Raw genomic sequence first — 26,197 nt, forward strand, 5'->3', positions numbered from 1 at the left:
GAGAGTGCTTAAGCTTTGAGTGGGCTAAGTTCTTGAGCTGACGCTCAGCGTATGAATATTTAACGGTGGAGGAGTGTCCCTGCTGGAAGGCGCCTCGGTGCGGATTCTTGAGACTCTGCATCGGGGCGTTTCTTGCGCGGCTGATAAGTTAGTTGCCGGGGAAAACGGTGAATTGGTATGTATTTCCCGCATATATGCTGATGAGAATCGCTTGTTTTTCATTCATGAGCAAATCACTAATGTCTATCTTGGGGTACTCCAATGGGGGAGTGTAAGTTCTAAAGCGGCATTGATAGGGTGAAATGTAATTCTGTTCATAAGTGCATGAAATAATGCTTCTAGATGGCGAAAAGATTCGCTAGGTAGTCCTAGCACTTGGCAAAGCTCAAAGCTTGCCAGGAAAGCACTAAAATGAGTAATGAAGAAAAAACTGATTCGGTAGAATAGACGAAGGCAACTCCGGTTTACCTAATGACCGGATATCTATTCACTCACAACGTATTAGAAAGTCAAGGACAACCTTTGGGAAAACGAAGCCGTAAGGTGGTCTCTGCGAGTCTGGCGACAGCACTGGTTGCTTCCGGAAGTCCATGCGTAGCCTCGTTTGCTCAAGATATGCAGGAGGCAGCATCACAGCTTCCGCCGAACCCTGTTGGCACCGCAGAACAAACCCTGGATTCCGCCGCGACCGCGGCATCCTCCTCCCAGACAGCATTATCCACGCTTACTACCATAAGAGCATGGCCCACCGAGCAGGGGGACAATAAGACTGACAACGCGCAGTCAGAGCCCACCGCTCAGCCTAGCACTTCTTCCAACCCTCAGCCCATTGCTAGTGCTAAACCTTCTGCGATCGCTACGCCCACTCTGGACGCGACACCTACCCCGGACGTGACCGTACAGCCGACTGCCGAGCCCACCGTAGCTCCTGTTGCAGAGCCTACCGATGAGCTCGCTAAGGACGTAACCCCGGAACCTACGGCAGAGCCTACCGCTGAGTTCACTAAGGACGTAACTCCCGAGCTGACCCCGGAACCCACCTCTGATCCGAAGGTAGAGCCTACTCCGGAACCGCAGCCGACTCCGGAACCGGAGCATACTCCCGAACCGAATCCGGAGCCGACCAAGGATGTAACTCCCGAACCGACTCAGGAACCGAGCGAGGCACCCTCCGAGGAGCCGACTCAGGCTCCGGTAGTGCCCGCGCCAACTCAGGAACCCTCTAAGGAAGCAGAAATCCCCGTGGTTCCGGTAGCTCCCGTAGCTCCGGTAAAGGACACAGGTAACGACTCGGACTCCAAATCGGTTGCTCCGGTCGAGACTGAGCCTGTTGCTCCGATTCCTCCGGCGAACAACCAGGTGACCACTCCCGGCAACCGTCAGGAAATCTCTGGGGAAGATGTCATTATTTCGATTGAGCTTCCGCGACCGGGCGGTTCCTCTGAATCCTCCATCTCCTCTTCGGGATCTTCAAGCTCTTCATCGAGTACCAAGGCACCGAATGACGGGCTTGATGACGACGAGGATGATCCGTTGCGTTCTGGCGGCACCACCCTCGGACGAATCGCAGCCAATAATGGCTCGAATGACTCCATCCCGGGGGCGGCAGACTGGGTTGCTGGATACCTCTCGCGCAATACGACCGACGAAGACCACTCCCAGGAGGCAAGCCCCTCGAACTTCTCAAGCTCGGCATCAGCTTCGAAGTCGTCCAGCTCCTCCACCTCGGCTATCGTCAGCCACTCCGCAAAGAGCGTGGCAAAGGCTGACGGCGCGAACGCCGCCCAGGAGCAGGCCGTGAAGAATGCGGACGCTGACGATTCCGGACTTTCCGGCATTGCACCGCTGATTCTCTTCTCACTCATCGGTCTGGTGCTGATTGCTCTGGCAATCCGCTACTTCACCCGCGGAGCATAAGGCGAACATAACGCGTAAGAATACGCGATAATAGAGGATGTGAATCCTCAGACTTTTAGCGATACGCGGGACAACCCCATGCGAGAGACACCTCTCTCAAAGCTGGGGGAGTCCCGCGTTCTGCGCGCTTTCATGCCGATTATCAACGCCCACAACGAGCAGGTCGCCGCTACGGCACGCCAGGCTGGGCACATTGAACCCCTCGATGTGGGTCCCGGCGACGACTGTGCCGTCCTCGCCGCGCCCGCACCCGGTCAGCGTACAGTGGTCACCACCGACACTCTCGTTGAGGACCAGGACTTCATGAACCTTTGGCCCGGCGGTATCGCGCGGACGGGTGAGGGTGGCGAGTTCATTCTGGAACCCGCCCGCAGCAGCGGTTACGATGTGGGGTGCAAAGCCGCGACCCAGAACCTTGCCGACGTTGCCGCCATGGGTGCACGCCCGGCAAGCCTCTTCATCTCCTTGAGTCTGCCCGGTAGCACTCCTTACGGCTGGATTGACGGCTTCGCCCACGGCATTGTGGATGGAATCAATGCCTGTGGGGCCACCGAATGCGTGATTGGCGGCGGTGATATTGGCGACTCTACCGAAATGTCGGTGACTGTTACCGCCCTCGGCTACACGGATCATGCCGTGCTGCGCTCCGGTGCGCGACCCGGTGACACTATCGCCCTGGCGGGACGTACCGCCTGGTCCGACGCCGGTCTGCGCCTGCTGCTCAACCCGCTCTCCCTACCCGCTACGGCACTGCTATGTGCCATTGCTGCAGGTCAGGATGCTGAGGTGGCACTGAGTGCGGTGGCTCAAGCGTGGGCTCAAAAGCACACTGAGAAGCAGGCTGAAGGTTCGGCTGCACTTGCTGCTCTTCCCGAAGGACTCATCGAGCTTGCCCGCACTCTCACCCCCGAAGACGCCGCGCAGATGCTCGCGGTCTGCGAGCGCGCCGTCGACTCGCAGCACCACCCCGTCAGCCCCATCCCCGCAGGAGAGGTGGCACGCCAGCATAAGGCAAGCTCCATGCTGGACCTCTCCGATGGCCTCGTCAAGGACGCTGGACGAGTTGCCGCCGCCTCCGGGGTGCAGATGCGCCTTGACCGCGCCGCCGTGGATGCGTTCGCCGAGCCGCTACTACCGTTGGCACGCCTGCTACTGGCGATTGGTGAGCGCAATGAGGCGGGGGAGAGCCCTGCATCCTTGGCGCGCGCCTTCGTGCTGGTCGGTGGAGAAGACCACGGTCTGCTGGCGACCTTCCCCAGTGAAGTACCCGAAGAGTTCGTGCCCCTGGGAACCTGCGTTGCGGACGTGCCGGAGCGCGGTCTGAGTGCTGAGCTCTACGGTGCCGAGCGCCGCCACGATACGGTAACCGGCGCGGCGGTCGTGATGGACGGCCGCTCCCTGGACGGCATGGGTTGGGAGCACTACGGAGCTTCCGCGTAGGAGCTTGATTGAGGGCCGTGAGGTGCGTGCGGTTTGTGCGTTCCCTCTGTGCTTTCAGTCCGCGGGATAAGTGGCGGACAATACCGTACATTTAACCGAAAATTTACTAGAATAGAAGTACGAAATAGGCTGGATACCGCCCGTGCCGCGGACGCTGAGAAATCAGTCAGGAACTAGCCGAGAACTAGTTGAGAAATCAGCCGAGAACCAGGTGAAACTGATAGGGAGGGTAGCGTGAACGCAGAACAGAACCAGCGCACCGAAGAGCGCGAGATCTACCGCCGCGCCTGCGTGCGCGCCTACCGCTTCGGTATAGCGTGGTCCACCGCCGCCCGCACCACCATCGAACGCTACCGTGAGGCGCTCAATGAACTCAATGGGTTCCCCGTGCCCGATAAGGACACCGGCTCCAATATCGCCCACACCCTGCTGACCCTGACTGAAGAGTTTGAGCGGGGTATGGAGCAGGTTCTGCCCAGTGAAATTCTTCCTAGTGAGGTTCTGTCCGGTGAGGTTCTGCCAGCTAACGAAATTCCTGGCGGGGAGGGTGCGTGCGTGCCCGAGTCGGCGGGTGCCTCCGAAGCCGAAACCCTCGCCGACCTGTGGATTCAGCTGGGCGGTATCTACGAGCACGCGATTATGCGCGCATCCCGCGTGGCGCGCGGCAACTCGGGTACTCTGCTCTGTGCCTGGGCGCTGGAGGCAGTGCGCAGCTACTGGTTCCTGCCTGGAAACCTTGCTCGGGAGCTCGGTGACGCAGCCGATGAGTTGCCGCTCGTGCGAGCCCTGGAGGTAGACTACGAGCGCGTTATTGCTAGCGGCTGCTTGCCGAAGCACCGTGAGGTGAAGTTGGAGTACGCCCACGCGGAAGCACGCGCGATGGCGTTCGCGGCGGAGCGGATTCGCGCCAGCGTGGGGGAGCAGATGGTGCCCTCCACAATGCTGTCGGTTATGGTGGAGCTCGCCCGCCTGGACGCACACTACGATGCATTACAGGACGCAGAAGCCGCTGACGAGGCGCTGAAAGAGCGTCGACGTGCGCTGATGTGTGCCACCCTGGAACGTACCGCGCAGTTTCCGCCCTCGCCAGAGCTTGCCGGTTTCGTGGATGCCGGTGCGCTCGGGTTCTACCTTGCCGTGGTGCACTCCAACCCGCGCTGGGAGGGAGCAACTCTGAACGAGGCGCAGGTGGAGTCCATGCTCCGTGCGCCTTCTGCAGTAGATGCAGTGCGAACGGGCTCTGAATCTGCTGAGCACACAGAACATGTGGGGCAGAGCGGCTGGGAGCTCATGGGTACACTGAGCTGCGAACCTCTGGCCCTGGCGCAGCTGCGCCCTGAACTTAAAGCCATGGGTGACAGCCTGCTTATTACCCCCCTGGACATGGCGGCTGGGCTCTGGACACTGCACGTGCATGTGCCCGACATCGACCCCGCCCGCGAGCTGATTATGGGCTACGGTCAGTGGTCGGATGAGCGTATTTCTTCCCTCGCGGATGGTCACCACACCGACCACGCGTGCGGTGCGGAGGGCGGCGTATGAGCCCCGCCCGACGTTCCGTGAACCCGCAGCAGGAAGCCCTGGACTTGGGGCTTCCTGAGCCTGCGCCCGAAAAAACTAAGCCGATAAATACTAAACCTGCGAAGGTTGAAGTAGCGCAGGGTGAGCCCGTAGATTCAGCGGGTGTCGAGTATACCCGTGCCGGTTCTGCGACCCGAGCTCATCATGGGAAAAAAGACGCGCCGCTACTGAGCGATGAGCAGCTCCGCACCACCGCCGAGCTGACCGTGCGTGATCTTGCCGCCTACGCCCGAGGCGAGGTGAGCCGCGCTGAGCTGAGCAAACGCGCCGCGCAGCGCGCCAGTGCCCCCTACCGTAAGGCGCTCAAGACGCTCAAGCATTCGCTGGGCCCCGCAGCGCACACCATGACCGACGACGCTATCTACGAGCTGGTTGATATTGCGTTGGCGGCGCGGCAGGCAACTCAGCCGGATGAACAGCAACCGAAGGAACCTGCCCGGAAAGCGCCCGCCCGGAAGAACCCAGCTCAGAAGAAAGCAGTTCAGAAGGAACTTGCACAGAAGGAACTAGCTCAGAACGACCCCAACCCGCAGCAGAGCGAAACTGCCGCCCGGGCTACTTCGGCGCGCCCGCAGAAGATAACGAAAGCGAGCGAAGAGGCCGAGCAGAAGCCTGCGCCGAAGAAGAGCGCGCCCGAGGTAGAAGTTGAAAAGTCCGCGACCAAAAAGCCTGCACCTAAAAAGGCTGTAGCGAAGAAGACTGCGCCCGCGGAGAAAGCTCCCGCTTCTAAAGCCTCGGCATCGAAAATCCCGGCAAAGCCGAAAACCGCAGCGCCGAAAACCGCATCCAAGAAGGTAACGCCTGCACAGAAAACCCCCGCCCAGAAAGCTTCGACGAAGAAGGCAACTACTGAGAAGGTTGTGGCTGAGAAGCCCGCATCAGCTACCGTGGAGGCTAAGAGCCGTGCCCTGGCGCGCTACGCCTCCGAAGATCGCATCGAAAATGCGCCGCTCAAAAAGTACCTACCCGCGCCCAGCGCCAAGACAATCTCCACGCACCTGGACCTGCACACCGTCGGGGAGATGCTCGATTACTTCCCGCGCAAGTACCTGCCGCGCGGTGAGCTCAGCTCCTTCGCAAAACTCGTTGAGGGCCAAGACGTCACCATCATCGCCCGCGTGGTGCACGTGAGTACCCGAACCATGGCGGCACGCCGCGGCAAAATCACGGAAGTGACCATCACCGACCGGCTCTCTGACACCACCGGGCAGGAGGCACCCGCCGGTTTTGGTGCCGCTGGCCTCAATGCAGGTGGTCCTGTATCCGTGGTGCCCGGCCGTGCTAACCGCCCCGGCGTATCCAGAGTATCCGGTGTGCCCGCGCAGAACTGGCAAGCAACCGGGATGCACAACCCGCGTATCAACGCGCTCGCTAACTCCACGCAGAACCCAGCCGCCCAGATTCCCAGTGCCCAGAACCCGATACAGGGCACGGGAGTGCAACCCGCCTCCTACAGCGGTTATGCAGACAGCTACGGTCAGGATAGTTTTGCACAGGATAGTTTTGCACAGGGAGGCCTCTTTGGCGTGCCCGCACCTAGCATGACGAACCCCGGCGCGCTCATCGGCTCGCAGATCAAGCTCTCCTTCTTCAACGCCTGGACTGCCGCCCGTGAAATCCGTGAGGGTGAAACCATGATGTTCTCCGGCAGAGTCGGCATCTACCGCGGCGAATACACCCTCACCAACCCGCACTACGCCCTGCTATCGAAGGACGCCTCCGGCGCGGACGTCACCGACGCCGCCACCGCCCCCGTGCCCGTCTACCGCGCCCCAGTGAAGCTACCCACCGACCGCATCAGCGGCTACATGGCGCAGCTGCTCGAAAAGGTGCCGCTCAAAGAACTCGAAGACCCGGTACCCTACACGATTCGTCGCGCCCGCAAGGTGCACTCGCTGGAGTGGACGTATCGCGCCCTGCATACCCCCGACTCGGAGGACACCTGGCGTGCCGCGCAGGCGCAGATGCGTTACCGCGAGGCATTCGTGCTGCAGAGTGCGCTTGCCCGCCTGCATTCGGTGCGTGCCGCGCACCTGACTCAGCCGCGCCCCACCGTGGAGGGTGGACTCGCCGATCAGCTGCTTCAGGTTCTGCCCTACGAGCTGACTGAGGGGCAGCAGAAGGTAGGCGCTGAGATTGCCGCCGATCTGTCGAGCGAATCGCCCATGAACCGCCTGCTACAGGGTGATGTGGGTTCCGGTAAGACCGTGGTGGCTCTGCGTGCCATGCTGCAGGTTGCTGATGCGGGCGGCCAGTCCGCGATGCTGGCCCCGACCGAGGTGCTCGCTGAGCAGCATTTGCGTTCGGTACTAGACATCCTGGGGGATATGGCGGCGTCCGAAGACTCTGATACTGACGATTCAGCCGCCGGTTCTGCCGATGAAACTCCCTGGAGGAGCGGGGAGAAACCCCGCCGTGTGCGTGTGCGCCTGCTGACCGCCTCCATGGGTACCCGCGCTAAGTGCAAGGTACTGCAGGAGCTCGCCGCCGGCGCCGCCCAGATTGTGATTGGCACCCACGCCCTGCTTTCCGATGAGGTGCGCTTCCACGATTTGGGTCTGGTCGTCGTGGACGAGCAGCACCGCTTTGGTGTGGAGCAACGCGACGGTCTGCGCGGCACTGACGGCGCTCTGCCGCACCGCCTAGTCATGACCGCAACGCCCATTCCGCGTACCGTCGCCATGACCGTGTTCGGTGATCTGGATGTGTCCGTGCTCGACACCCTGCCCGCCGGTCGCCAGAAAATCTCAACCCATGTGGTGCCCCTCGCCGAGAAGCCTGCCTGGGCATCCCGGCTGTGGAGGCGTGCCCGCGAAGAAATCGACGCGGGCCACCAGGTGTATGTTGTCGTACCCAAAATTGGGGAGGACGGCGACAGCCTGGAGGAAGGTGCCGCGTTCTTTGGCACATCCAGCCTGAATGGTGCGGGAACAGGCACGGGCAACTCAGCCCAGGGCTATTTCGGTCAGGGTGGTAATGCCAGCAGCGACGGCAAGGTTCAGCTGACCTCGGTCGCCTCAATGTACTCGTACCTGAGCGCTGAGGACGCCCTCATCGGTGTGCGTATCGGCACCCTGCATGGACGCATGGACCCGGCGGAGAAGACGGCCGTCATGACCGCTTTCGAACGCGGTGAAATTGACCTGCTCATCAGCACCACCGTCATTGAGGTGGGCGTGAACGTTCCGAACGCTACGCTCATGATTATCATGGACGCCGACCGCTTTGGCATCTCGGGCCTACACCAGTTGCGCGGTCGTGTGGGCCGCGGCGGCTACGCGGGCACCTGCCTGCTGGTTACCCGCCAGGAGGCAGGTGGCGTGTCCCGCGAGCGCCTGGATGCGGTTGCCTCCACCACGGACGGCTTTGAGCTCTCTCGTATCGACCTGGCGCAGCGCCGCGAGGGTGATATTCTGGGTGCTGCACAATCGGGCTCAAAGAGCACTCTGCGCTTCTTGCGGGCACTTGCCGATGCTGACATTATTGAGCGTGCCCGCGAGGATGCCCGCTCGGTGGTGGAGAAGGATCCGACGCTGGCTAAGCATCCGTCTTTGGCGCGTACGATTGACCGTGCCCTGGACGCTGACCGTGAGGCGTTCCTCGGCAGGGGATAAGCGCTCAACGGGGCAGAATGCTCTGCCAGCCCCGCCCACCAACTTGCTTTGACCATAATCCACCGAAACCGTGACGTTAACACACCGCACTAGTTAAGAGGAGAATCCCTATGAGCCGTATTATTTCCGGTGCCGCCGGAGGTGTTCGCCTTACCTCGGTTCCGGGGGATAATACTCGCCCCACCACCGATCGGGTGAAGGAATCCCTCTTCTCCAAGCTAGAGAGCTACGACATTATTCGTGGCGCCCGTGTGCTGGACGCCTTTGGCGGTTCGGGTGCGCTTGGCTGCGAGGCACTCTCGCGCGGTGCAGCCTCCGTGACTCTGCTGGATACGTACCCGAAGGCTGTTGCGGTTATTCGCAAGAACATTGCCGCGGTGGAGAAGGCAATGGGGTGCACCGGCTCTGGTCCTTCTGACGCTACCGGTTCTGTGGCACACGTGCAGCAGTCTCAGGCGCTGACCTACGTGAAGTCCGCCTCCGGTCCGTGGGATCTGGTGTTTGTTGACCCGCCCTACGCCGTGCCAAATGAGCAGGTCAGCGAGCTGCTGGAGGAACTCACCTCTAAGCTTGCCGAGGGTGCCGTGATCGTGGTGGAGCGTTCTTCGCGCGATCCGGAGCCGGTGTGGGGCGAGGGCCTGTACTGTTTTTCGACCCGTCAGCACGGCGAGACAGTTCTCTACTATGTGGAGCCTGACGAGGTGGAGGAGCAAGCGGGCGACGAGTTCGGCAACGAATCTGGTGAGGACGCTGAAGAGATCGCTGCCTAAGATTTCTGTCTCATCTCACCGATCAATCTTTCCGCCTCAGCCTGCGCTCGCCCGCATGACGCTATCCCGCATCCTAAATTCGCCCGCATCTAGTCATTCCAACGTCTGATATTTATTCGTGAAGGAACCGCCATGATTGCCCTCTGCCCCGGATCTTTTGACCCCGTGCACCACGGCCACCTGGAAATCATTGCCCGCGCCGCTCAGCTCTTTGACGAGGTGATCGTGGGCGTGGCGCACAATAGCTCCAAGAAGTACCGTTTCTCCCTGGAGAAGCGCGTGCAGCTGGTGCGTGAGTCTTTGCGGGAGCTCGGCATTGAGGGTGTGGGCGTGGAGCCGATTCCGCCGGGCGTGCTGCTTGCCGAATACGCGGCGGAGCGTGGTGCGAAGGTGCTGGTGAAGGGTTTGCGTTCGGCGACGGATTACAGCTATGAGGCTCCGATGGCGAGTATGAACCGCCACTTGGCGCAGGTTGAGACGGTGTTCTTGGCCGGTGAGGACCGCTACGGTGCGGTGTCGTCCACGATTATTCGTGAGGTGGCGTCGTTGGGTGGTGATGTGACTGCCTTCGTGCCGGAGGCGGTCGCCCGCGCGTTGAAAAACGCCTAATCAACCCGGATGCGCACCCGTCCGATACGCCAGATACGCACACGGCACAGCAAACTGTACCGCCGACCGGGCGCTTAATTACCTCTGGAATGCCCCGACCGGCTGGTTAAGTGCCGCGCGGCGCCTCCTTAAGGGGATATTTAAGAGGTGAGCGCCACTTAACGAGATTTAAAAGGTGCTTAATCTTGATTAACGGTGCGAATGACCCCTAAAATGGGACTTTGGTTTATACATTTCGTAAGGAGAAACGCCATTTCACGTGCAGACGCATCGCCGCTGGTTGTATCAGTCACTAACCTGATTCACCGCCCCGGCGCCATGGAAACTCTCGCTGAGGTTCTGCCCGCACCGGCAGACCTGGGTAACACGCTCATCGGCGTGGAAGAGGGTTCGGATATTGACCTCGATATTCGTATGGAGTCTGTTGTTGATGGTATCCTAGTAACCGGCTCCGTTGTTGTGGATGTACACGGCGAGTGTAGCCTTTGCTTGGATCCGATTGATTATGAGATGTCGGCCAATATTCAAGAGCTTTTCGTCTTTGAGAAGGCCCCGGCTGGCGGCCCCGAAGACGAAGTAGATGAGCAGTACGCCGTTGAGGATGATTCCATCGACCTTGAACCGGCTCTGCGGGACGCAGTAATCCTTCAACTGCCGTTCCAGCCTGTTTGTAGGGATACCTGCCAGGGTCTGTGCGCTGATTGCGGTGCGCGCCTGGAGGATGACCCCGGGCATCATCACGAGGTGTTGGATCCGCGCTGGTCGGCTCTACAGGGCCTGCTCGGCGCAGATACCGAAAACTAAATTGTTGTTACTAGAGATTGTGAGATAGCTGTGGCTGTTCCCAAGCGCAAGATGTCCCGCGCTAACACCCGCGCACGCCGTTCCCAGTGGAAGGCATCCGTGCCCCAGCTGGTTAAGACCGTTGAAAATGGTCGCGTGACCTACAGCCTGCCCCACCAGGCAAAGGTTGTAACCGACGCTGCAGGCAACGCCCTGTTCCTGGAGTACAAGGGCCGTAAGGTTGCAGACGCCTAAGAAGCGGTGAATCCTTATGACTGAATTTCCTAGTGTTGATACTAGGGAGTTGCGTAAACGTCTCGGGGTCGATATCGACGCCGAGACGTTTTTGCTATCCCTAACCCACCGCTCCTACGCCTTCGAGAACCCCGGAGTGGAGCATAATGAACGCCTGGAGTTCCTGGGCGATTCGGTGCTTTCCCTGGCAATTGCTGAAGAAGTGTACCGACGCTACCCCGACCTGCCCGAGGGAGAGCTCGTGAAGCTGCACCACGTGGTGGTGTCTACTGTGGCATTGGCGAAGGTGGCACGCGACCTGGATCTGGGCCGGTACATCCTGCTCGGTAAGGGCGAGATTCACACCGGCGGCGCCGACAAGGACTCGATCCTTGCCGACACCATGGAAGCGATTTTCGGCCTGACCTACCTGGAGTGCGGTCGCGAGGCGGCTCGTGACCTGGTGCTACGCCTGATCGCCCCGCTGCTCGATGATGAGAAGGTCCTGAACTCTGGACGAGACTGGAAGACCGAGCTGCTGAACCTCGCCACCGCCCGCGGTTGGGGAGACGTGCGCTATGAGGTCACCGGTGAGGGCCCCGACCACGCGCGCGTGTACACTGCGGTCGCTATTGTGGCGAACCAGCAGACCGGTACCGGTGTGGGTCCGAGCAAGAAGGAAGCGGAGCGCCTTGCCGCTGAGCAGGCGTACCGCGTTCTGGTTTAGGCTCGTTCAATCATCCTGCAGGTCTGCTAACTCTGCGGGGCTCTTGATCCTGCAATCCTGTTGAGGGGAGTAAATCATGCCCGAACTACCCGAGGTAGAAACCGTTCGCGCGGGCATCGCCAATCATTCCTTGGGTCGCCCCGTGCGGGCGGTGCGCGTGGTCGATGCCCGTTCGCTGCGCAGACACCTGACCGGTCCCGCCCACTTTGAGGCGGCACTGACCGGCAGGGTGCTGCGCGGTGCCTACCGCCGCGGCAAGTACCTGTGGCTGACCCTGAGCGAGGCGGACGGCACACTTGCCGACGAGGCACTCGTGGTGCATCTGGGCATGAGCGGTCAGCTGCTTGTGCGCGATGAACCGGGCAGAGATTTGGGCAGTGACTCGGGTAATGATTTGCAGGCGCGTGCGGCCTTTGATGAGCAGCCGCGGCACCTGCGCGTGGCGCTAGAGCTAGGACCGGCGGAAGCCACCGGCGATGCGGTGAGCACCAACCGGGCATGTACCGGGCAGCGCTTGCTTTTCGTGGATCAGCGCATCTTCGGTGGTATGTTCCTCAGCCCGATGGTACCGGACGTACCCGCGGTGGTAGCAGTGAATGAAGCTGCGGCGGGTGAAGTATCTGAGCGTTTTCTGGTGCCGGAAGCAGTCAAGCACATTGCCCGCGACCCGCTGGACGAATTCTTCGACTCCGCGGCGGTGCGTCGCAAGTTCCTGCGTACCTCCAGCGGGATTAAGAAGGTGCTGCTGGACCAGTCGGTCATCTCTGGCGTAGGCAATATCTACGCCGATGAGGCGCTGTGGCGTGCGCGGTTGCACTATGCGAAGCCCGCACGCACCCTCAGCGCCGCTCAAACCCGCGAACTGCTGGAGGCTGTCACCCAGGTGCTGCGCGAGTCCTTGGCGGCTGGCGGCACAAGCTTCGACGCCCTGTACGTGAATGTGCTGGGGGAGTCTGGCTACTTTGCGCGCTCGCTGAACGCCTACGGCCGTGCCGGGGAGCCTTGCCACCGTTGCGCGGAGGCGGGCCGCACATCCCTGATAGTGCGCGAACCGTTCCAGAACCGTTCGTCCTACCGTTGCCCGCACTGCCAGCGGGCACCGCGCTCTCGACAAGTTGAGGGCTCTCGATAAGGCTTACGGTAGGCACAAACTCACGCTAGTTATGCATATGACGGCGTAGCTACGTTTCTCCCATATGGGGGATGTAGCTACGCCGTCATTCGCTTAAACCTCATTCATTTAAACCGAGAGTGGGGGAGCCAACCCGAAAGCCACCCCGAAAAGAAGCACTTAGCGGCTGTACTTGTTGCCGTAGAATAAGCCCAGACGCTCATAGCCTTCCTCAATCGACACGGCGGGCTCCCAATGCAGAAGCTCGCGGGTGCGGCGCTGATCAAACCAGTGCGCGGTCGACAGCTGCTCCGCAAGGAACTCCGTCATCGGCGGCTCATCACCGGCGGTCACGTTCTTCGGCAGACGCTCCCACACACGCTCAATAACCTTACCCGCCAGAGCCGCAACCTTCGCTGGAACCGAGAAACGCGGAGCGGGAACGCCGACCGCCTCACAGAAACCACCCAGTAGCTCAGCGATAGTGCGCGGCTGACCGTTCGTCACCACCAGCGCCCGACCCGCAAAAGCGTCGATGCGCTGATAGCCATGCACCAGCGCATCCGCGGCGTTATCAATGTAGAGCGTATCAATCAGCCCCGTACCGCCAGAGAGCAACGGCAGGCGGCCCGCGGCGGAACGCTCCAGAATACGCTCCACCAGCTGGGTGTCGCCCGGACCCCACATCAGGTGAGGACGCAACGCACCCACGCGCAACACCCCGCCGTCGGGCAGGGCAGTGCCGTTCGCCTCCAACGCCAGCAGCTCAGCGGCAGCCTTTGAACGCGCATAGTTACCGCGCGCATGCTCCGGGGACGCTACGCCGGCACCATCACCCACGATTGCCGCACCGGCATGAGCCACCGACGGCGAGGAAATATACAGGAACGAACCCACCGAATGGTTCAGTGCCGCCTGCAACAGGGTGCGGGTTCCCTCAATGTTGATGCGCTCATAATCAGACCACTCGCCGCTGACCGAAACCTTCGCCGCAGCATGCACCACGCCGTTCATACCGGTCATCGCCAGATCCACAGCCTGCGCGTTCGTAATATCGCCGCGCACCTGCTCAAAACGCGGGCGCACCGAATCGGGCAACAGAGCCGCAATACCCGAATCACCACGCTGAAAAACGCGCACATCATAGCCGGCACGCAACAACGCCAACACACTCTCACGACCTAGCAGGCCGCTCGCACCGGTAAAGAGGATGCGCTCGCCAATACGCGGCGCAAAATCAGGCTCCTCAATTGGGCGTAGCGAACGCGGGGCGGGATCAGTGTAGCGTGCCGCCAGCGGCTGCGCCGGCTTACGGAACCGAGCCGTCGGGGAAGTCACCGCATGCGAGGTCGACAGGCGCGGTTCAGATAAGCGGGGTACAGACTCATGGGAAGAGGACTCACGCGAAGAATGAGGGGACATCATACTCCTTAGACTTAGGGGGATCCGGCAGGCGCTTACGCCCCCGCAAGAACCTTCGACGCCCACTCACCCAGGGCGGGGCGGTCAATCTTCGAATTATGGCGAATATCGGTCGGATGCTCGTGCACCACCAGCACCGCGGCAAGCTCCACACCGGTATCCTCGGCAACCTTCTGACGCACCAGCTGCGACAGCTCGAAGGGAGCCACACCCTCTGCAATGGGGAAGCGGTTGGTGCCAGGCACGCGATTGAGCAGGGCACGCTTGAGACCCGATGCCGACTGGCGTGCCTCCAAAACGGCAGTATTCGCCGAAGCCTCAATGACCAGCACCGGGGCGGCAGTACCGGCAGGGCCCACTGCAACCAGGGCGGCGCGGCGCACCTCCGGCAGGGACTCGGCGGACTGCTCAGCCGCAACCGGGGTCAGTACACCCTGCGAAGTCAGCAGTACGTGCGCGAGACGGCCTTCAACCCACAGGCGACCCGAAGCGTCCAGGTGTCCAACGTCACCGGTATGATGCCAACCCGGAGTGCTAATGGACTGCTCCTCAGTCACCCACAGGGTGTCGTAGCGGTCCTTCACATGCGGTGCCGACACCAGAATCTCACCGGTCACACCCGGCTCATGGGTCAGCTCATCCGCCACCGAACCGTCCTGCAGCAGCGGCGCAATAGCGACCGCCGCACCGTACACCGCAAACCCAACGCATACGCCGTCACCGGCGAACGGGTCAAGCACCTCACCGGCAGCATTCGGGGTGCCCTCAGCAATCGCCTGGCGAATCATCTCGAAAGACACATCGGTCACCGGCAGGCCCTCGGTCATGCCGTACGGGGTGTGCAGGGAAGCGTTCGGCACCAGGGCGAAGAGCGCCTCCAGCAGCGGCACGGGAATTGGTGCGCCAGCACTCAGCACGGTCTGAACCTTAGCCAATGCCGCACGCTGCTCCCCGTTCAGCTCATCGGCGGTTGCCACAACATTCACCAGAGCGGCAGGGGAAGCGAACACGACCGTCGCATCAATAGCCGCCGCAGCCGACGCCAGTGCAGAAGCCGTCAGAGTCTTCGGGCGGGTCACATCCATCGTAGGAGTCACGCTGGTAGCACCCAGCGCCGGGCCCAACAGAGCAAAAGGCGCGAAGCCAGCCACCAGACCGCTACCGGGCGCAAAACCGTACGTATTCGCAATGGCATCACGCATACCCGCCAGCTGACGCTGCGTGTACACCACGCCCTTAGCCGGGCCGGTCGAACCGGAGGTGTACAGCACCGCTGCATCAGCATCCGGCACGGGGGAGGGGAACTCCACCACGGTCGGGGTGGGCACTGGCGCACCCGGAGTACCGTCAGCGGCGGGCGCGGTAAATACCGAACCGGCAACGCCTAGTAGCTTCTCTTGCACCGGACCCAGCGGATCCACAGAAATACGCACACCCGGCCATAGCAGCGTACGTGCAGCACTGAGCGCAGCGGGAATACCCACCAGGAAGCTCGGGTTAGCACCCTTCAACGCGCGAGTCAGACCCGGCAGACCCAGACCGGTATCAGCCACCACAATGACAGCGCCCAGCTTCATGCAAGCGTAAATCAGAGTGGTCAGGCGGGCACCCGGAGGCACCATCAGGTTCACGCGGTCGCCCGGACGCACACCTAGGGCGTGCAGGCGGGTAGCGGTGGCGTTGACCTGCTGGTTCAGTTCAGCCCAGGTCAGGGTCACAGACACGGAGGTGCCGTCACCCTTGGGGTCCATATCCACCACGGCGATGGAGGCATCGTCGGCGCGTTCGGTGAGAGCGGCGAGCATGGGGCGGAACGCCGCGGGAACAGTACCCCCAGATTCCTCAGCGGCAGCGCCCTCGCCGGTCGTAAGGCCGTGGCGGCGTGCGCGTGCGGCACGATGCTCCGCCTCCGCATTACGCGCCGGAACCAATACGCCATCCTCCAGCGTGCCAAAGGTTTGCGCAAGCCACGAAATCATGGGGGTGGCAATATCGTAATCCTCAATGACCAGGTGCGACGCCTTCTCGTAACGGTGCACCTTCGCCTGCGGCATGCGCTCCATCAGATCGAACAGGTAGCGGCGCTGGAACACCGGGTCCTTCGTCCCCCACTGGAAGAACGCGGGCACATCCAGCTCACGGATCTGCTCGGCAATATGCTGCATCGGAGCATAGGAGGGGATATCAGTACCGGTCGGAATATCACCCACAAAATTACGCACACCCTCACGCCACGCCGAATGAGCGTACGGCGCACGGTATGTACGGTATATCGCCTCGTTCAGAGGGCTCGGGTACAGGCGCTTAGGCTGCTTACCTACCGGCTGCGGTAGAGCACCATCAAGCGCCCCGGCACCGGCAGAACCCGGCACAGGCAGGCGGCCCTCATTCTGAGCCAAGCCCAAAGTCACATCAATAAACGCGGTCGAATCGTGAGTACCCCACTCGTGCACACCCAACGCCAGACGTAGGGCGGCAGGGATATTCTCAATGCCGTCATGGTAGACCGCGGTGTTCGTCAGCATCACGCCCGAAAGAATCTCACGATGCTCCAGCGCCCAACCAAAGGACACCAGCCCACCCCAATCATGGGCGAGAATCACGACCGGCTTGTTGGTCTCATCCAGACCCAGCGCCTTCGTAAAGTCACCCAGATCAGTGATACGGTCGGTCAGGGTACGGCGCTCACCCTCCAAATCCAGGTGGGTTCGCTCCGAATAACCCATATCAATCTGATCAACCGCAACCACACGCCACGGAGCGCGCTCATTCACACCCGCATCCAGCACGGTACGCCACAGGTACGACCAGGTCGGGTTCCCGTGCACACAGAGGATTGTGCCAATCGGCTCCAAACCCTGCTCGACCAGCACCGGAAGGTTATCTAGGTAGTGCCAGCGGCGCGCACCAGCCTGCTGCGCCCGCTGCTCAATGGGAGCGGTGGTGGGCACCTCCAGAAGGTGGGAGTAGCGCGGGTTCACGCCCGCCCATTCCTCCGGGTTGTAGGGAGGCTGAGCCTTAGGGAAGTTCAAATGGCGCATGCTGGGGGAATCCTTCCGGATCGAATCGGTAAATGTCTACCGCACAAAGGTTAAGGGGCTGCCGGCTAAAGGTTGCCGACTAACGGGCTACCACTGAATTTCAAGTAGGGCAGTGTTCAGACCAGAACCCACACCCATGCACAAAATACGGTCGCCCCCCTTGTAGGTCGGGGCGCACTCCGCAAGAGTCATCGGCAGAGCTGCCGCAGCCACATTGCCCCACTTCGGGAAGGTCATGGGGATGCGCTCACGCTCAATACCGACCGCCTCAATAATCGCGTTCGTGTGGGCGTTAGAAATCTGGTGGGTCACGTAGGAGGTCATGTCGTTCCACTCCCAGCCGTCCTGATGCGCTTGCTCCCAGGCCTGCGCCACCAGCTCCAGACCGTGCTTGAGCAGGCCCTCAGCATCAGTGTTCATGCCCTGATCCGCTTCGCCACCGATGCACAGGTTACGGTGCTCAGTGCCCGCACGGGATACCGAACCGACAATGCGGTGACCCTCCGGGTGGCGGTCAGCGCGACCGATCACAGCCGCCGCCGCGCCCGAACCGAGGGTCAGGGTCGCGAACTGTGCCAGCACATCCTCGCGGGTCGAATCAGGGTTGTTCAGAATGCGCACCGCGGTACGGTGCCACGGGGAGGGATCCTCGCCAGCGACAATCAGGGCGTAGTCGATAGCACCCGCATCAATCATGGTGGAGGCAACAGTCATCGCGTTCACAAAGCCCAGGCAGGCGTTCGTAATATCGAAGTTCAGGGCGTGACGCGGCAGCTCCAAGCGGTCATGCACACCCACCGAAACGGCGGGCTCAAAGTTATCGCGAGTCACCGAAGCGTTAATCAGCAGGCCAATCTGGGAACGGTCAATACCCGCCTCCGCAATAGCCTTCTCGGCTGCGGCAACCACGCCGTCCTCGAAGGTCTGGCCCTCGGTCCAGCCGCGGCGAGTGCTAATACCTGCAAGACGCTCCAGCAGGCCCTTCGGCATGCGCAGACGCTGATAGGTTTGGGCCAGCTGCTCATCGAAGTAGTCGCTTGTGACGACCTCCGGAGGCAGCTCATGAGTAATGGACAGCAGAGCTGCATTAGCGTGACGAATGTCAGAGTTCGTGCCGACCTTCTCGGCGGGTGCATTCAACAATGGTGTGGCCCTTGAAAATAGATGTCAGTGGTATACAAAGACGGCGGGGATACGCACTGCGTTCCCGCAGAATTCGCGATGCTCATTCCAACATACCGCACCGGTCGAGCGGACCCGTATCCGTAGACCCAATATGGACGCCCCCGTTCACCCCGCGCGTAAGATGATGCACAATGACGAACTTTGACTCCCCATCACCCGGTGCACGCTAACGCCGCCAGCCCGCCGCACCGCGTACACTAGAGGGATGCCGCCAGGCACCACAAAACGTGCCTGGCACACACCAGTTCTTTTGCAGAAAGGCCCCTTGTGCACCTGATGTCGCTGACCCTGCGCGGGTTCAAGTCTTTCGCCTCCGCCACCACTTTTGAGTTTACCTCCGGCATTAACGCGGTGGTCGGACCCAACGGCTCCGGTAAGTCCAATGTGTTGGACGCGCTCGCCTGGGTGATGGGAGAGCAGGGCGCTAAGAGCCTACGTGGTGGCAGCATGAAGGACGTCATTTTCGCGGGCTCCGGCGAGGCTGGTTCGGGCGACGGGGCCCAGCGTGCGCCCCTGGGTCGGGCCAAAGTCACCCTGACTTTCGATAATTCCGACGGCACCCTCAGCATTCCCGCTGACCGGGTGCAGATTTCGCGCACCATGTTCCGCTCAGGTGGCAGCGAGTACGAGATTAACGGTTCCCCGGCGCGTCTTGCCGATATTCAGGACCTGCTCTCGGAGGCGGGTCTGGGTCAGCAGATGCACGTGCTCGTCGGGCAGGGGCAGCTGGATGCGGTTCTGCACGCTACCGCCCAGCAGCGCCGCGACATGATTGAGCAGGCGGCAGGCGTGGTCAAGTACCGCCGCCGCCAGGAGAAGACCAGCCGCAAGCTGGAGTCTGTGGCATCGAACGTTACCCGCCTGAGCGACCTGGTGGCCGAGCTGGATTCGCAGCTGCAGCCGCTGAGCGAGCAGGCGGAATCCGCCGCGACCGCGCGTCAGCTGCAGGCGCGCATCCGCCAGCTGGAGGTGGTACTTTTGGCTCGTCAGTTGGGTGTTCTGCAGGCTGAGCAAGCGCAGGCTCTCGCCTCCGAGTCTGAAGGTACCCGTCGCGCCGAAACCCTGAAAGAACAGCTGGAGGCGGCGCGTGCCGCATCCGCGAAGCATCAGCAGGAGCAGAACCGTCTGAACGCCGAGGTCACCGCCTGCCAGAAGGCCGTGTCGACCCTGCGCGAGTCCGCCGCGCGCGTGCGCACCGTGCAGTCCATCGCCGCCGAACGTGTGCGCACCTACCGCGTGGAGCTGACCAAGGCAACCGCCGCCGCCCGCGCCGGATACGAACGTACCCTGGAACTGCTGGAGGAGCGCCGCGAAGAGGCAGAGCGCGCGGTGGAAAGCTACGCCAGCTTTGAAGAACGCTACGATGCGGCGCTGAAGAACGTTGAGAAGGCGGCATCTGAGGTGGCGCAGACTGAGCGTGCCTCGGGTGAGGCGGCGCAGTCTCGGTCCCGCGCGCAGGCTCAGCTCGATACCGCCCGCGCCGCTGCGCTGGAGGCGACCCGCGCCTACGCGGCGGCGGCTGAGCGTGCAGCAACTCTGCGTGAGGCGCTGGGTCAGAGCCTGGGGGAAGTACCCGCCGAGCTGGGCACTGAATCTGCCGAGGCGTTGTTCGACCCTGAGACTGGTGAGCTCATGGATTCTGCGAGCGAGGGCGCGAGCCTGCTGCGTGTGCTGGATGCCGTGCAGATTAACCCCGAGTATGCGCGCGCGGCATCTGCGGCACTGACCTCGCTGGCAACCGCGGCGTTGAGCGTGCCGGTTGAGGGCGCCGAGGTATCGCAGCTGCGCGGTAATAAGGGTGAAGAAAGCGGCGAATCTGCCGCGAAGGAACTTTCAACAGAACTGCCCGAATCCTGCGCCGCTGAGCTGCGTGAGCTGGGTATCCGCCCCGCAACCGAGATGATTAAGCCGCTCAGTGAAGACGCCGCCGCGCTCGCAGGCATCGACAAGCATACCCTCACTCGCATCACCGCGGCGCTGGGCGAGCGCCTGGTGGGCGTGCTGTTTGCGCCGGATGCCGCCTCCGCAGAGTACGCCCTGCATCTGCTCGCAGAGAGCGCAGGTCAGCGCACTATCTGGCGTATTTTTGACCCCGCAGGCACCGAGCACACCCGCTACAGCCTGCTCTACCCAGCTGAGGGCGCCAGCCCCCTGGAACTTGCCGCCGCATACCGCGCTGCATCCCAGGTCGTGACCCACACCCGCGCCGAACTGGATGAAACCGAGCAGACCGTTCAGAAGGCTCAGGCCGCGGCAGAGGCAGCGGTTGAAGTAGAACGCGAGGCTGCGAAGGCAGCGGGCGTGGCGAGTGCTGAGCATGCGCGTGCCCGCGCCCAGGCAGAGTCCCTGGAAGCATCCGCGCAGAACATTCAGAACGAGCGCGCCCGCCTGAACGAGCGCCTTACCGCCGCAGAGGAATCCGTGGCGCAGGCGCGTACCGCCTACGAGTCGGTGCGCACCCGCGAGGATTCCTACCTGGCGGGCACGGGGGAGCAGGCTCCCGCGGCGACAATTGAGTGCCGCGCCCAGCGTCTGAGTGAGGTGCTTGCCGAGCAGGTGAGCGAGCGTGAGCAGCAGCTGCACGAGTTGAGCACCGACTTGAAGAACGCCCAGGAGGGCTTGACCAGCACCAATGACGAGGTGCAGGATTTGCAAGGGGCACACGCGGCGGCGCTGACCCTGCTGGCGCGCACCCAGACGGAGGCGGCGCGCGTGCAGGAGCGTGTGCAGGCTCTGGCTGAGCGTGCCCGCCTGGTGACCGGTTTGACCCTGGAGCAGCTGGAGGAGGAGTACTCCGAGCAGCTGCCGGTTGACGCGCCCGTTCAGGAGATGTCCAAAAACGCGGATTCCGAAAACACTGCTACCGGAACGGCATCAGAGACTACCGAAGCCTCCACCGAGAGCGTCCGCGCTCGCCTCAAGGCAACCCGCGCTGAATTGGAGGCGCTGGGTGCCATTAACCCGCTGGCGCTGGAGGAGTATGAGGCGTTGTCTGAACGCCACGCCTACCTGAACCAGCAGATTGAGGATTTGAAGGCTACCCGCCGTGACCTGAACACGGTCATGGATGAGGTCAGCAGCCACATTGCGGATGTGTTCACCGCCGCGATGGAGGACATTAATACCCACTACCGCCGTATCTTTGAGACCCTATTCCCGGGAGGCGAGGGCCACCTGGAGCTGGACGATCCGTCCGATCCGTTGAATTCGGGTGTGGAGATTCACGCGCGCCCGGCGGGTAAAAAGGTTAAGCGCCTGTCGCTGCTGTCTGGCGGTGAGCGTTCGCTCGCTTCGCTGGCGCTGTTAATTGCGATTTATATGTCTCGCCCTTCGCCGTTCTACGCCCTCGATGAGGTTGAGGCGGCGCTGGATGACCGCAACCTGTCGCGCCTGCTGCAGGTGGTTGGGGAGTTGGGGGAGCGTTCGCAGCTGATTGTGATTACGCATCAGAAGCGCACGATGCAGATTGCGGAGACCCTGTACGGGGTATCGATGCGCGGTGGCGTATCGACGGTGCTTTCTCAGCAGATGGAGGAGCTGCGCGAGCTGCTGTAGCTCGACGCGCCCCTCAAACTATGCACCCCTTAACCTGTGCGCTCTTGCCGCACACCCCTGCCTACCCTCGCTTGCGTAGCGTTGAAATCTTCCCAGGTGAGCCTCACATACCCTTGAGCGCACCCACCCCGGCGAATGTCACATGTCCTAGGGGTGGTCATGTGCACCCCAGGGTACTGTTCACCGCCTGCGCCCGGGTACTATAGGGGGATATATGCGAACGTCGCCCCGCCCTACCCGCGGCTGCGTGGTGTTTCGCTGTGATTAGGCCTGATGCCCCGCCCTACCGGCGGCGCGCATCCGGCGGTAACCATCCAGGGAAGGAATAGTGATGAGCGAAAACCTGGCAGATGCTTTCCTCAACGGTAAGTCGTTGAAGAATGCCCCCGGCCCCTATTTTGGTGAGTACGGCGGGCGGTGGATGCCCGAGTCGCTGATTGCCGCCATGGATGAGCTGGAGGCGACCTTTAACGAGGCGAAGAACGACCCCGAGTTTATTGCTGAGTTCCAGCGTCTTTCTGCTGAGTATTCGAACCGTCCGTCGCTGCTGACGGAGGTTCCGAAGTTCTCTGAGCATGCTGGTGCGCGTGTGTTCCTCAAGCGTGAGGACCTGAACCACACCGGTAGCCATAAGATTAATAACGTGCTGGGTCAGGCTCTGCTGGCTAAGCGTATGGGTAAGACCCGTCTGATTGCGGAGACTGGCGCGGGTCAGCACGGTGTTGCGACTGCTACTGCGGCTGCGCTCTTCGGCATGGAGTGCGTGGTCTACATGGGTGAGGAAGATACTGAGCGTCAGTCGCTGAATGTGGCCCGTATGCAGCTACTGGGTGCGAAGGTGATTGCGGTTCAGAACGGTTCCCGCACTCTCAAGGATGCCATTAATGAGGCGCTGCGCGATTGGGTTTCGAACGTTGAGAACACCCACTATCTGCTGGGTACTGCTGCTGGTGCGCATCCGTTCCCGGCGATGGTGCGTTTCTTCCACGACGCTATCGGTGAGGAGGCGCGCGAGCAGATTCTGGTTGAGACCGGCCGCCTGCCCGATGGTATTGCTGCCTGCGTGGGTGGCGGTTCGAACGCGATTGGCCTGTTCCACGCGTTCTTGGACGATTCGTCGGTTGAGATTTACGGTTTTGAGGCTGGTGGCGACGGCGTGGAGACGGGCCGTCACGCGGCGACTATTACTCTGGGACGCCCGGGCATGCTGCACGGCGCGATGACCTACCTGATGCAGGATGAAGACGGTCAGACTATTGAGTCCCACTCGATTTCGGCTGGTTTGGATTACCCTGGTGTGGGTCCGGAACACTCTTACCTGTCTGATATTGGTCGCGTGACCTACGAGCCGGTGACTGACACCGAGGCGATGGATGCCCTGAGCCTGCTGTGCCGTACTGAGGGTATTATCCCGGCGATTGAATCCTCGCACGCTCTGGCGGGCGCGCTGCGCGTGTGCCAGCGTTGGGCTGCGGAGGACCCGGAAGCCGCACGCGAGAAGACGATGATTGTCTGCCTGTCCGGTCGTGGCGATAAGGACATGGAGACCGCCCTGAAGTGGTTCGGCCTGGGTAAGGCGATTCCCTCTTCAACCCTGATGACCGGTAATAAGGAAGCTGCCGCATCCACTGCACAGAACGCACAGGCTGAAAGTGAGGCTAAGTAATGAGCTACCAGGACGCTATTTCGCATGCTGCCCCCTTTGAGGTGTTGGACGGTACGTTCCCGACTTCTAACCCCGATTCGCCGCTGGCAGCTCGTCTGACTGAGTGTGAGAAGCAGGGCCGCGCGGCGCTGATTGGCTACCTGCCGGTGGGCTTCCCGACCCTGGATGAGTCGATTGACGCGGCGATTGCTTTGGGCAATAACGGCGCGGACATTATTGAGCTGGGCGTGCCTTATTCTGATCCGGTCATGGATGGCCCGGTGATTCAGAAGGCGACTGGCGTGGCGCTGGAGAACGGTTTCAAGCTTCCTCATCTGTTTGAGGCGGTCCGCCGTATTACCGAGGCGACCGACGCGGTGGTTGTAGTGATGACTTACTGGAACCCGGTTCTGGCGTACGGTGTGAAGAATTTTGCGCGTGATTTGGTAGCTGCCGGTGGCGCGGGTATGATCACCCCGGATTTGGTGCCTGATGAGGCGTCGGCGTGGTTTGAGGCTTCTGACGAGTACGGTCTGGATCGTATATTCTTGGCGGCTCTTTCTTCTTCGCCGGAGCGTCTGGCGACTATTGCGAAGGCGTCGAGCGGCTTCGTATACGCCGTGTCGGTGATGGGTGTGACTGGTGCCCGCACCTCCGTGTCGGAGGCGGCTCGTACCCTGGTTGCAGACATTAAGGCTGCCGGTGCGCCTCGTGCGTGCGTGGGCCTGGGTGTTTCGACTCGCGCTCACGTCGAGGAGATTGGTGCGTATGCGGACGGCGTGATTGTCGGTACCGCACTGGTGAAGGCTTTGGCTTCTGGCGGTGTTGATGCGGTGGCTAAGCTGACCCGTGAGCTGGCGGGGTGTGAAGGCTAATGTCTGATGTACTCTCTCTGGCGAGCGTGCCGGTAGCTAACGTGCTGGCTTCGATTCCCTCCCCGAGCGTTTCGTACCTGCAGCTGGGCCCGTTCCGTGTGCATTTCTATGCCCTGTGTATTCTTGCGGGTATGGCGGTGTGCTTGTGGCTGGGCGCTCGCCGTTGGAAGGCGGCGGGTGGCACCCCTGAACGCGTTTTTGACGTGGCGATGTGGGCTATTCCGGCGGGCATTATTGGTGCTCGCGCCTACCACGTGCTGATTACTGACCCGGGTAGCTATTTCGGTCCGAATGTTGCTGATCCGTGGGCTTTCCTGAAGATTTGGGAGGGCGGCATCGGCATCATGGGTGCCGTGTCGGTTGGCGCATTGGGTGCTTGGTATGGTTGCCGCCGCTACGGGATTAATTTCCCGGCTTTTGCGGATGCGGTAGCGCCGGGTATTCTGCTGGCTCAGGCGTTTGGCCGCTGGGGTAACTGGTTCAACCAGGAACTGTTCGGCAAGCCGACGACTCTGCCGTGGGGCTTGGAGATTAGCGCGTCGAGCAGTAATTTCCCGCCCCAGTATCCGGCGGGTACGCTGTTCCATCCGACATTTCTGTATGAGTCGTTGTGGAACCTGCTGGGTGTGGCTTTGTTGCTGTGGCTGGGCCGTAAGGGCGTGCTGAAGCTGGGGCAGACCCTGTGGCTGTACGTGCTCTACTACGGTATAGGGCGCCTCTTCATTGAGATGTTCCTGCGTATTGATACCTCGGAGATGCTCTGGGGTGTTCGTATTCACGTGTGGACTGCTCTGCTGCTGGTTCTGCTGGGTGCTACTGGTTTTGTGGTGGCTGGTCGTCGTGCGGCGGCGAAGGCTGCTGCGGGTATTGAGCCAGCTCCTGCGGAGTTCGTTCCGAAGCCTGCCGCAGATGAGTCTGCAGAGGATGCTGAGAAGAAGGCATCCGAGAGGGTAGAGTCCGCCGAGGATTCTGACTCTTCTGAGTCTTCGAGGAAGGGCTCCTAGCTTTCGTCTTCTAGCTTTCGTCTAAATTTCATCTTGATTGAACCCGCCGTGTGGAGGTGCACTCCGCACGGCGGGTTTGCTGTACCTGCCGATGCTTCATCTGCCCTGTCGCGCCGCCGACTGCTGATGGTTCGGTGATTGATTTTTCGAGCACTTGCACCCAGAAGCTAGTGAGTACTGCGACTGCCGGTGCAGCTGGCTGACGGTGGCGCTGGCAGCGGTGGTACGTTCATGGATTCTACGGTGCGTATCATGGATCTGGGCTAGGCGTTGAACGCTCCGAATGGTCCGGGTGAGCGCGGCGGTGTAGGCTATATTGAGGTTGCTTTCTGCTTCTAGACGGCGGCTATGAGCGGCTATGGGCTGCTATGAGCCTGTAGGGATTGTATAGGTGCAGATTGAACCCTTTCTTTAGGGTGGTATGCGCCTCAAACTTAATATTTAAATTTTTTTCTAAATGCTTCCCAGGCCTCTGGTTTAGGAAGCATTCTCATCTTCTGTGTCACTTCGTCATAGCGTCATATAAACCTTTGGCGGTTTAGTGCATTGGTAGGAATAGACCTTATCGAAAGCTTATCCTCGCTCGCGTGCCGACCACTAAGTAACCCCTCTGTCATATTCGGGGGTAAACCTTTAGATTGGCGGCTCATCATTTTACGGTGGAAATGTAAAGAATACGCGCGC

The 26,197-nt window shown here is 61.3% G+C and carries 17 protein-coding genes; 14 read left to right on the plus strand and 3 right to left on the minus strand.

Annotated features, from left to right (window positions below; translation table 11 throughout):
• Nucleotides 1–615: 615 nt before the first annotated feature.
• The 10 genes from ACUXHH_RS03615 (at nucleotide 616) to mutM (ending at nucleotide 12,807) form a co-directional block, all read left to right on the plus strand.
• Entirely contained in the window at nucleotides 616–1,917 is a 1,302-nt protein-coding gene (locus tag ACUXHH_RS03615; RefSeq protein ID WP_458390841.1) for a hypothetical protein, read from the plus strand.
• Between the two features lie 78 nt (nucleotides 1,918–1,995).
• A complete protein-coding gene (locus ACUXHH_RS03620; protein WP_371568388.1) occupies nucleotides 1,996–3,357 on the plus strand; it encodes a thiamine-phosphate kinase in 1,362 nt (453 codons plus the stop codon).
• A gap of 234 nt (nucleotides 3,358–3,591) precedes the next feature.
• Nucleotides 3,592–4,899 (plus strand): Dak phosphatase, encoded by a 1,308-nt coding sequence (locus ACUXHH_RS03625; RefSeq protein WP_458390842.1) that lies wholly within the window; start codon nucleotides 3,592–3,594, stop codon nucleotides 4,897–4,899.
• On the plus strand, nucleotides 4,896–8,552 hold the full coding sequence (locus ACUXHH_RS03630) for a helicase-related protein (RefSeq protein WP_458390843.1): 3,657 nt from the start codon (nucleotides 4,896–4,898) through the stop codon (nucleotides 8,550–8,552). The genes ACUXHH_RS03625 and ACUXHH_RS03630 overlap by 4 nt, the downstream gene beginning before the upstream one ends.
• A gap of 110 nt (nucleotides 8,553–8,662) precedes the next feature.
• Nucleotides 8,663–9,322 (plus strand): 16S rRNA (guanine(966)-N(2))-methyltransferase RsmD, encoded by a 660-nt coding sequence (gene rsmD / locus ACUXHH_RS03635; protein WP_279788925.1) that lies wholly within the window; start codon nucleotides 8,663–8,665, stop codon nucleotides 9,320–9,322.
• 132 nt (nucleotides 9,323–9,454) lie between these two features.
• Entirely contained in the window at nucleotides 9,455–9,931 is a 477-nt protein-coding gene (coaD, locus tag ACUXHH_RS03640) for a pantetheine-phosphate adenylyltransferase (RefSeq protein WP_371568377.1), read from the plus strand.
• Between the two features lie 195 nt (nucleotides 9,932–10,126).
• Nucleotides 10,127–10,735, plus strand: a complete 609-nt coding sequence (locus tag ACUXHH_RS03645; RefSeq protein ID WP_348539273.1) for a YceD family protein — start codon at nucleotides 10,127–10,129, stop codon at nucleotides 10,733–10,735.
• A gap of 30 nt (nucleotides 10,736–10,765) precedes the next feature.
• A complete protein-coding gene (gene rpmF / locus ACUXHH_RS03650) occupies nucleotides 10,766–10,969 on the plus strand; it encodes a 50S ribosomal protein L32 (protein ID WP_005505656.1) in 204 nt (67 codons plus the stop codon).
• A 16-nt stretch (nucleotides 10,970–10,985) separates the two neighbouring features.
• Nucleotides 10,986–11,675, plus strand: a complete 690-nt coding sequence (gene rnc / locus ACUXHH_RS03655) for a ribonuclease III (RefSeq protein WP_005508108.1) — start codon at nucleotides 10,986–10,988, stop codon at nucleotides 11,673–11,675.
• A 76-nt stretch (nucleotides 11,676–11,751) separates the two neighbouring features.
• The gene (gene mutM, locus ACUXHH_RS03660; RefSeq protein ID WP_458390844.1) at nucleotides 11,752–12,807 is read left to right on the plus strand and encodes a bifunctional DNA-formamidopyrimidine glycosylase/DNA-(apurinic or apyrimidinic site) lyase; all 1,056 of its coding nucleotides are present in this window, start codon (nucleotides 11,752–11,754) and stop codon (nucleotides 12,805–12,807) included.
• Between the two features lie 159 nt (nucleotides 12,808–12,966).
• On the opposite strand, the gene ACUXHH_RS03665 is transcribed toward mutM, so the two are convergent.
• From ACUXHH_RS03665 to ACUXHH_RS03675, 3 genes are all read right to left on the minus strand, one after another.
• Complete coding sequence (locus ACUXHH_RS03665; protein ID WP_279740365.1) at nucleotides 12,967–14,208, minus strand: NAD-dependent epimerase/dehydratase family protein; 1,242 nt, start codon at nucleotides 14,206–14,208, stop codon at nucleotides 12,967–12,969.
• A 35-nt stretch (nucleotides 14,209–14,243) separates the two neighbouring features.
• Nucleotides 14,244–17,249, minus strand: a complete 3,006-nt coding sequence (locus tag ACUXHH_RS03670) for an alpha/beta fold hydrolase (protein WP_458390845.1) — start codon at nucleotides 17,247–17,249, stop codon at nucleotides 14,244–14,246.
• 87 nt (nucleotides 17,250–17,336) lie between these two features.
• Nucleotides 17,337–18,392 (minus strand): 3-oxoacyl-ACP synthase III, encoded by a 1,056-nt coding sequence (locus ACUXHH_RS03675; protein WP_371568369.1) that lies wholly within the window; start codon nucleotides 18,390–18,392, stop codon nucleotides 17,337–17,339.
• A gap of 318 nt (nucleotides 18,393–18,710) precedes the next feature.
• Here ACUXHH_RS03675 and ACUXHH_RS03680 point away from each other — a divergent pair, with 318 nt between their 5' ends.
• From ACUXHH_RS03680 to lgt, 4 genes are all read left to right on the plus strand, one after another.
• On the plus strand, nucleotides 18,711–21,989 hold the full coding sequence (locus tag ACUXHH_RS03680; RefSeq protein ID WP_458391028.1) for a chromosome segregation SMC family protein: 3,279 nt from the start codon (nucleotides 18,711–18,713) through the stop codon (nucleotides 21,987–21,989).
• A 331-nt stretch (nucleotides 21,990–22,320) separates the two neighbouring features.
• Complete coding sequence (gene trpB / locus ACUXHH_RS03685) at nucleotides 22,321–23,655, plus strand: tryptophan synthase subunit beta (RefSeq protein WP_279790173.1); 1,335 nt, start codon at nucleotides 22,321–22,323, stop codon at nucleotides 23,653–23,655.
• Nucleotides 23,655–24,509, plus strand: coding sequence for a tryptophan synthase subunit alpha (gene trpA / locus ACUXHH_RS03690; RefSeq protein ID WP_279740185.1), 855 nt, complete (start codon nucleotides 23,655–23,657; stop codon nucleotides 24,507–24,509). The genes trpB and trpA overlap by 1 nt, the downstream gene beginning before the upstream one ends.
• On the plus strand, nucleotides 24,509–25,513 hold the full coding sequence (gene lgt, locus ACUXHH_RS03695; protein ID WP_458390846.1) for a prolipoprotein diacylglyceryl transferase: 1,005 nt from the start codon (nucleotides 24,509–24,511) through the stop codon (nucleotides 25,511–25,513). The genes trpA and lgt overlap by 1 nt, the downstream gene beginning before the upstream one ends.
• Nucleotides 25,514–26,197: the final 684 nt, after the last annotated feature.

The sequence above is a fragment of the Rothia sp. 110740021-2 genome (assembly GCF_054263775.1).

Excerpts from the sequence above, each read along its gene's own strand:
- ACUXHH_RS03615 (WP_458390841.1), top strand. The coding sequence starts at position 616 with ATGCAGGAGGCAGCATCACAGCTTCCGCCGAACCCTGTTGGCACCGCA.
- ACUXHH_RS03620 (WP_371568388.1), top strand. The coding sequence starts at position 1,996 with ATGCGAGAGACACCTCTCTCAAAGCTGGGGGAGTCCCGCGTTCTGCGC.
- ACUXHH_RS03630 (WP_458390843.1), top strand. The coding sequence starts at position 4,896 with ATGAGCCCCGCCCGACGTTCCGTGAACCCGCAGCAGGAAGCCCTGGAC.
- rsmD (WP_279788925.1), top strand. The coding sequence starts at position 8,663 with ATGAGCCGTATTATTTCCGGTGCCGCCGGAGGTGTTCGCCTTACCTCG.
- coaD (WP_371568377.1), top strand. The coding sequence starts at position 9,455 with ATGATTGCCCTCTGCCCCGGATCTTTTGACCCCGTGCACCACGGCCAC.
- rnc (WP_005508108.1), top strand. The coding sequence starts at position 10,986 with ATGACTGAATTTCCTAGTGTTGATACTAGGGAGTTGCGTAAACGTCTC.
- mutM (WP_458390844.1), top strand. The coding sequence starts at position 11,752 with ATGCCCGAACTACCCGAGGTAGAAACCGTTCGCGCGGGCATCGCCAAT.
- ACUXHH_RS03665 (WP_279740365.1), bottom strand. The coding sequence starts at position 14,208 with ATGTCCCCTCATTCTTCGCGTGAGTCCTCTTCCCATGAGTCTGTACCC.
- ACUXHH_RS03670 (WP_458390845.1), bottom strand. The coding sequence starts at position 17,249 with ATGCGCCATTTGAACTTCCCTAAGGCTCAGCCTCCCTACAACCCGGAG.
- ACUXHH_RS03680 (WP_458391028.1), top strand. The coding sequence starts at position 18,711 with ATGTCGCTGACCCTGCGCGGGTTCAAGTCTTTCGCCTCCGCCACCACT.
- trpB (WP_279790173.1), top strand. The coding sequence starts at position 22,321 with ATGAGCGAAAACCTGGCAGATGCTTTCCTCAACGGTAAGTCGTTGAAG.
- trpA (WP_279740185.1), top strand. The coding sequence starts at position 23,655 with ATGAGCTACCAGGACGCTATTTCGCATGCTGCCCCCTTTGAGGTGTTG.
- lgt (WP_458390846.1), top strand. The coding sequence starts at position 24,509 with ATGTCTGATGTACTCTCTCTGGCGAGCGTGCCGGTAGCTAACGTGCTG.